General features: G+C 32.0%; 8 protein-coding genes and 1 riboswitch. Of the genes, 2 read left to right on the plus strand and 6 right to left on the minus strand.

Translation table 11 applies throughout. The features are described from left to right. Positions 1–89: 89 nt before the first annotated feature. Both ACMOUI_RS12310 and ACMOUI_RS12315 read left to right on the plus strand, forming a co-directional pair. On the plus strand, positions 90–461 hold the full coding sequence (locus ACMOUI_RS12310) for a NifB/NifX family molybdenum-iron cluster-binding protein (RefSeq protein ID WP_418965988.1): 372 nt from the start codon (positions 90–92) through the stop codon (positions 459–461). A 2-nt stretch (positions 462–463) separates the two neighbouring features. Then, complete coding sequence (locus ACMOUI_RS12315) at positions 464–907, plus strand: DUF134 domain-containing protein (RefSeq protein ID WP_418965989.1); 444 nt, start codon at positions 464–466, stop codon at positions 905–907. Between the two features lie 59 nt (positions 908–966). Here ACMOUI_RS12315 and ACMOUI_RS12320 read toward each other — a convergent pair whose 3' ends face one another. From ACMOUI_RS12320 to ACMOUI_RS12345, 6 genes are all read right to left on the minus strand, one after another. Then, positions 967–1,737 (minus strand): MetQ/NlpA family ABC transporter substrate-binding protein, encoded by a 771-nt coding sequence (locus tag ACMOUI_RS12320; protein ID WP_418965990.1) that lies wholly within the window; start codon positions 1,735–1,737, stop codon positions 967–969. Positions 1,738–1,739: 2 nt separating this feature from the next. Then, the gene (locus ACMOUI_RS12325; RefSeq protein ID WP_418965991.1) at positions 1,740–2,390 is read right to left on the minus strand and encodes a methionine ABC transporter permease; all 651 of its coding nucleotides are present in this window, start codon (positions 2,388–2,390) and stop codon (positions 1,740–1,742) included. Beyond that, complete coding sequence (locus ACMOUI_RS12330; RefSeq protein ID WP_418965992.1) at positions 2,380–3,387, minus strand: methionine ABC transporter ATP-binding protein; 1,008 nt, start codon at positions 3,385–3,387, stop codon at positions 2,380–2,382. The genes ACMOUI_RS12325 and ACMOUI_RS12330 overlap by 11 nt, the downstream gene beginning before the upstream one ends. A gap of 81 nt (positions 3,388–3,468) precedes the next feature. Further along, a riboswitch (SAM riboswitch) is annotated at positions 3,469–3,556 on the minus strand. 71 nt (positions 3,557–3,627) lie between these two features. Next, a complete protein-coding gene (locus ACMOUI_RS12335) occupies positions 3,628–4,677 on the minus strand; it encodes an alanine racemase (protein ID WP_418965993.1) in 1,050 nt (349 codons plus the stop codon). A gap of 87 nt (positions 4,678–4,764) precedes the next feature. Further along, entirely contained in the window at positions 4,765–6,507 is a 1,743-nt protein-coding gene (gene ptsP, locus ACMOUI_RS12340) for a phosphoenolpyruvate--protein phosphotransferase (protein WP_418965994.1), read from the minus strand. A 91-nt stretch (positions 6,508–6,598) separates the two neighbouring features. Continuing rightward, entirely contained in the window at positions 6,599–6,862 is a 264-nt protein-coding gene (locus tag ACMOUI_RS12345) for an HPr family phosphocarrier protein (protein ID WP_023050032.1), read from the minus strand. Between the last annotated feature and the right edge of the window lie 159 nt (positions 6,863–7,021).

Consider the following 7,021-nt stretch of genomic DNA (forward strand, 5'->3'; position numbering starts at 1 on the left):
AATTTTTAAAAAATAATTCTTGACTTTTTTAATAAAAAAAACTAATATTAATTATAGCATATGCCAATAACTTAAAAAGAGGTGTTTTTATGAAAATTGCAGTTGTCGCTGAAAATAACAAAATTAGTCAACATTTTGGAAGAGCAGAGGGTTTTTTTATCTATGATGGTACTAACAAAGAGTATCATAAAAGCAATGGTCATGGAGCTATTCCTGCACAATTAAAAGAGTTAGGTGTTGAGTTTGTAGCTTGTGGTGGAATTGGAGAAGGAGCTTTAAATAACTTAAAATCTCTTGATATTAAAGTTTTTTCTGGACTGGAAGGATTTTGTGATGATATAGCTGATGGATTCTTTAAACATATCCTGGTTAATGGAGAAGCTATATGTAGTAGTCATGAGCACCATCATGACCATCACCATGGACACGGTCACTCTTGTAACTGTAAGTGTGGAAAATAACTATGGCAAGACCTACAAAAGTTAGAAGTGTTGAATTTATTCCAACTGAAACTAGATTTGTTCCAGAGGGAAGTAAAAATTGTAACATTCATTTTAATAACATAAAAATAGAGGAGTTAGAAGCTATAAGACTTAAAGATTTGGAAAATCTATCACAAGAAGAGTGTGCTGAAAGAATGGAAGTTTCTAGACAAACTTTTCAGAATATTTTAAACTCCGCAAGAGTAAAGATAACTGAAGCACTGATTATGGGATATGGTATTCAATTAAAGGGTGGAGATTTTAAAACTCCTCACTGTCAATTTATTTGTAACTCCTGTGGGCAAACTTTTATTCCCACATTGAAAAAAGATTTAGATTTTTGCCCCAATTGTAACTCAGAGGATATTCTTTGTACAAAAAAGAAAGTGAAATGTAAAAAAGTTTGCAAACTGGATATAAAATAAAAGTGCTTTAAGCGGTTTTAGTTCTATAAAATATAGAACTAAAACCACTAATTTTTTAGTTAAAAAGCTGGAACCACTCCACCTTTATATGTATTTTCTATAAAAACTTTTACCTTTTCGCTCTGTAAAGCCTTTACTAACTTCTGAATATCCTCTTTATTTTCCTCTCCCTCTCTCACTGCTATTAGGTTGGCATAAGGAGATTCTTTCCCCTCTATTATTAAAGCTTCTGTTAAAGGGTTAAGCCCAGCTTCAATGGCATAGTTTCCATTTACTACAGCTAAGTCCACATCTTGTAGGGCTCTTGGAATTTGAGCTGCGTCCAATGACTTAAATTTTAGATTATTTTTATTCTCTACAACATCAAACTCTGTAGCTAATAAATCCTGAGGATTCTTTAGTTTTATAATTCCATTATTATGTAGAAGAATCAGAGCTCTTCCACCGTTTGTTGGATCATTTGGTATTGCAACCACAGCACCTTTTTTTAGTTTTTCTATGCTATCTATTCTCTTTGAATAAACACCTAATGGCTCTACATGAATATTTCCTGCAGATACTAATTTTAGATTTTTCTCCTTTGCAAAAGTTTCTAAATATGGTTTATGTTGGAAGAAATTTGCATCTAACTCCTTTGAATCTAACAGTAGATTTGGAGTCACATAATCTGTTAATTCCACTATCTCTAAATCCACGTTTTCACTCTTTAAATCATCTTTTACAAGCTGTAGAAGCTGTGCATGAGGAACTGGAGATGCTCCCACTTTTAACTTTGCTCCAAAACTTATAACTGACCCCAATAACCCCAAAACTAAAACTATCTTTTTCATAATTACCTCCCATTTTTTTTCAATCTATTTGATATTAAGTTACCTATTAATTGAACTCCCTGCACTAAAACTATAATAACTAAAACCGAGTAAATCATAATATCTAATTTAAATCTATTATAACCAAATCTTATGGCCAAATCTCCCAATCCGCCACCTCCAATAGCACCAGCCATTGCAGATAAACCGATTAAATTAATAATTAAAAGTGTAGTTCCTTGAATTAAAGATGGCAATGCCTCTGGAATTATAACTTTAGTTATAATTGTAAAATTATTTGCTCCTAAACTTTCACTGGCTTCTATAACCCCTTTATCCACTTCTAAAACACAGTTTTCAACCACCCTTGCCACAAAGGGTGCCGCTGATATTGAAAGTGGTACTATTGCTGCTGTACTACCTATAGTTGTACCTATTATCAGTCTTGATAGAGGCAGCAGTAAAATCATCAAAATAATATATGGAAAGGATCTTGTAATGTTTATTATGCCATTTAAAACTCTATTTATTCCCTTGTTCTCAAATATATGTCCCTCTGATGTTATAGCGGCTAAAATACCACATGGAAAACCTATTATCAATGAAACTATAGCTGATAAAAACACCATATATATCGTTTCCATTGTCGCCTGTATCAACATATTAAATACCATTGTAAATTACCTCCACTCCCACATCTAAACTTGGAAACCAAGCTATCGCTTCATCTTGTTTTTCTATATCTCCAATCAGCTCAACAATTAGATGTCCTACCTGCATTGCGGATAAAAGGTCTATAGATCCACCTAAAACATTTATATCTAAACCAAATTTTTTTACCGCTTTTGATAAAATTGGATCCCCTGCCACAGAACCTAAAAACATCAATTTAATAACTTTATTTCCAGCTTTTTTTATGTATTCTATCTCCTCTTTTTCTTGAGGTGGAACATATGATATTAGCTCTTTTGTTATATCTGTTTTGGGATTTAAAAATATCTCATAAGTTTTTCCACTCTCTATGATCTCCCCTTTTGACATCACTGCAACCCTATCACAAATCTCCCTTATCACTTCCATTTGATGGGTTATTAAAACAACAGTTAAATCCATCTTTTTTTGAATATCTTTTATCAATTTTAAAATAGATTTTGTTGTCTTAGGATCTAAGGCCGACGTGGCTTCATCTGACAGAAGTATCTTAGGATTATTGGCTAAAGCTCTCGCTATTGCCACCCTTTGTTTCTGTCCTCCTGAAAGCTGAGCTGGATAAAAATCTCCCTTATCTTCAAGCTCCACCAATCCTAAAAGTTCTCTAACTCTTTTCTCTATATCACTTTTTTTCCATCCATCAATCTCCAGAGGAAAAGCTATATTCTCCTTTACAGTTCTTGATTTTAAGAGATTGAAGTGCTGAAATATCATACCTATTTTCTTTCTTTTATTTAAGAGCTCTCTTTTAGGAAGTTCTGAGATATCTACTCCCTCTATCTCGATCTTTCCAGATGTCACTGGTTCCAACCCGTTAAACAATCTAATCAGCGATGACTTTCCAGCTCCACTTAAACCGATTATTCCAAATATCTCCCCTTTTTTAATATCTAAAGATATATCTTTTACAGCATGAAAAGTATTACTATAAACTTTATTGACCCTCTCTAAAGTAATCATAATTTTAAATCCTCCCGTATAAAAAAAACTCCCATCTTAATTTTTAATTAAGATGGGAGTAAGTAATTGACATTTCTATCTCTCCCATCTATCTGGAGTTAGCACCACACCATAATGGTAGGTTGCTGAAACGTCAAAGGGCCAGTCCCTCGGTCTCTCTTGATGGTTTGATGTATAATATCTTATTTGAAAAAAAAATGTCAATATTTTTTTAAAATAAAATTTTATTTTTGTACGTAGTCATATCAACTCTCTTTTTATTCTGTCATTTATACATGATAAAAATTCATAATGAGGAACTTTTAAATGCTTTATACTCTCCTCTAAATCATGAAAAATCTCTACAATATCCCCCTCTTTCACAGAGTCATCAACTAAAATAAATGAGCTATCCATACTGATATGAACTATTTTAAACTTTTTATTATTGATTATAGACATAATACCTTCACTTCTTTTTGAAAATCCATCTCCATATCCTAAACGAATTTTAGCAACTTTTTTATACTTTCCTATGTCTATATTCTCTTTTTTTTCATATCCAATATATTTTAAATCCTTTAAATCTTTTGTTCCTAAAATTTTTCCAACTAGATTAAACGCTCTTTTTATGCATGGGTCATAATATCCTATCTCCTGAAGCCCAAAAAGAACTGTTCCACACCTTATATGAGTACAATTTTTACCTCCAATGGATATAACTCCAGCACTATTTTGCATATGTATAATTTGAAATCTCTCTTTTCCTATCTCCTCTAATATCTGAGAAAATCTCTCTTCAATCGCTATCATATCATCATAATCTGCAGCAAATACATGGGTACATAGTCCCTTAAATCTCAAATTTTTTTCTAATATCAATTTTTTTAATTTGGAAAAATCCTCCTCTACAACACCATTTCTTCCAAATCCAAAATCCAATTTTAAATGTAGTTGGTCAGTGGAAACATTTTTTTCTAAAAGATTCAAAAGATCTTTAAAACTATTTACAACCATCTGTACATTTTCATTGTTTTTTATAAAATTCAATTCATCAATGGTTTCTAAAATAATTATGTTTATATTCTCTATTTTTAACTTTAAAATTTTTTCAGCTTCACACTCTCTTGCAACAGCAAAATATTCACAGCCATTGGCTGATAAAAATTTTACTATATTCTCTATCCCATGACCATAAGCGTTTGCTTTTACAACAGCTATTATCTCTTTATTTCGAAGTTCTTTTAAATAGTGATAGTTATGTAGAATATTTTCTTTAGAAACACTTATTTTAAAATCTTTTAATCCCATAACACCTCTCCCTATTATTTTTATAATAGTATACCCTAAAAATAAAAAAAGGTGAAACTTTGTTTCACCTTTTTTAACATACTATTTTTATCCTAATATCTCTTCATTATATTTGTCTATCTCTGCTAATACCTCTTCAGTTGTGCTCATTGACATTACTCTTTCAACTAGAGCCTCTGCCGATGCCTTATCCATAGCCATTATATTTTTCTTAACTTTTGCAACTGAGATAGCTGACATTGAGAATGCATCTAGTCCCATTCCAAATAGTAAAGCTGTTGCTCTTGCCTCTCCAGCAAACTCTCCACACATTGATATTGAGATTCCACCCTCATGAGCTCCATCTATTGCCGCTTTAATAGCTGCTAATACACCTGGATTATATGTGTCATATAGGTGAGAGATTCTTTCATTTCCTCTATCTACTGCCAATGTATACTGTGTTAAATCGTTTGTTCCTATTGAGAAGAAATCTACCTCTTCAGCAAACCATTTAGCTCTAAATGCTGTAGCTGGAGTTTCAATCATGATTCCTAATTGGATATCCTCATCAAACTTTACTCCCTCTTCTCTTAACTCAGCTTTACACTCCTCCAATAGAGCTTTTGATTTTCTGCACTCCTCTATTGAGATTACCATAGGTAACATGATTTTTATATATCCAAATGCAGATGCTCTTAAAAGGGCTCTAAACTGTGTTTTTAAGATTTCAGGTCTATCTAGACATATTCTTAAAGCTCTCCATCCTAAGAATGGATTTTCCTCATGTGGTAACTCCATATAAGGTAATGATTTATCTCCACCAATATCCATTGTTCTAATTGTAACAGGATATGGTTTTCCATTTTCATCTTTCATTGACTCTGCAACTATCTTATATGCTTCAAATTGCTCATCCTCTGTTGGGAATCTATCATTTGCCATGAATAAGAACTCAGTTCTATAAAGTCCTATTCCATTAGCTCCATTTCTTAAAACTCCTGCAACATCTTTTGGTGATCCTATATTTGCCCAAGCTCCTACAGTTACTCCATCCTTTGATGTAGCTGTCTTATCTTTTAATTGCTTCAATAACTCTTTTTCCTCTAAATATTTCTCTCTTTTTTTAGAGTATTTTTCAACATCCTCTTCCGTTGGATTTATTATAACATCTCCAGATAGAGCGTCCACTACTATTGGAGCATCATTAACCACTAACTCAGTTATGTTTCCTGTTCCAACTACAGCTGGAATCTCTAATGATCTAGCCATAATAGATGAGTGAGCTGTTTTTCCACCAATATCTGTGATAAAAGCCACAACATTCTTTAAATCCAACTGAGCTGTATCAGATGGAGTTAAATCTCTTGCAACTACAACTGAGTTTGCTGGAAGTGATGAAAGGTCTACAATATCTATTCCAACGATATTGTATAACCATCTTTTAGCAATATCTCTTAAATCTGCTGCTCTCTCTCTTAAATACTCATCCTCTAAATTTGCTAACATATCACAATATCCGCTGATACCTTGCTCTAAAGCATTCTCTGCTGTTATCTTCTCATCTTCAATTAGTTCTATAACTTCATCAAATAAATCCTCATCCTCTAATAATGTTATATGTCCATCAAATATTGCAGCTTTATCTTCTCCTAGTTGTCTAGCTGTTTTTTCTCTAATTTTTAATAGTTGTTCCTTTGTCTTATCTCTACCTTCGATTAACTTTTCTTTTTGAATCTCAACATTTGAGCATTCTCCCTTATCTATAAAAAGCTCTTCTTCCTTATATAAAAATACCTTTCCTACTGCTACCCCTGGAGATGCGTCTATACCTTTTACAAATTTTCTCATATTTTATCTCTCCCAAAATTTAATTTTTTGACAAAAAAAAGGACAGAGTCACCCCCATCCTTCTCACACTTTAAACTATCGTCCTATTTTATTAGTCCTTTAGATTTTCAAGTAGGTGAGCTAACTTCTCAACCGCTTCGTTTTCATCTTCTCCTGCAGCATGAACTGTTATTTTTGCACCTTTTTTAATTCCTAAAGAAAGTAATTTTAGTAAAGATGTTCCCTTTACTTTTTTCCCTTCTTCGTTTTCTAATTCAATTTGAGATGTAAATGTTTTTGCTAAACTTACAAATTCATTACCAGGTCTTGTATGTAGCCCTGTTTCATTCTTAATTTCAACTGTTTTACTTACCATAATCCTACTCACCTTTCTACATTTATTGTTTATTATTATTATAAAAACATAAAATTTAAATCTATTATTCTAATATAGAATACTTAATTTTCAAAATTTTGTCAATTTTTATTTTGAATTGTTTTTTTGCCAAAAAATGTTCATTTTTAAGTCTTTAAT

It is taken from the genome of Cetobacterium sp. (assembly GCF_048470075.1).
Taxonomy (GTDB): Bacteria; Fusobacteriota; Fusobacteriia; order Fusobacteriales; family Fusobacteriaceae; genus Cetobacterium_A.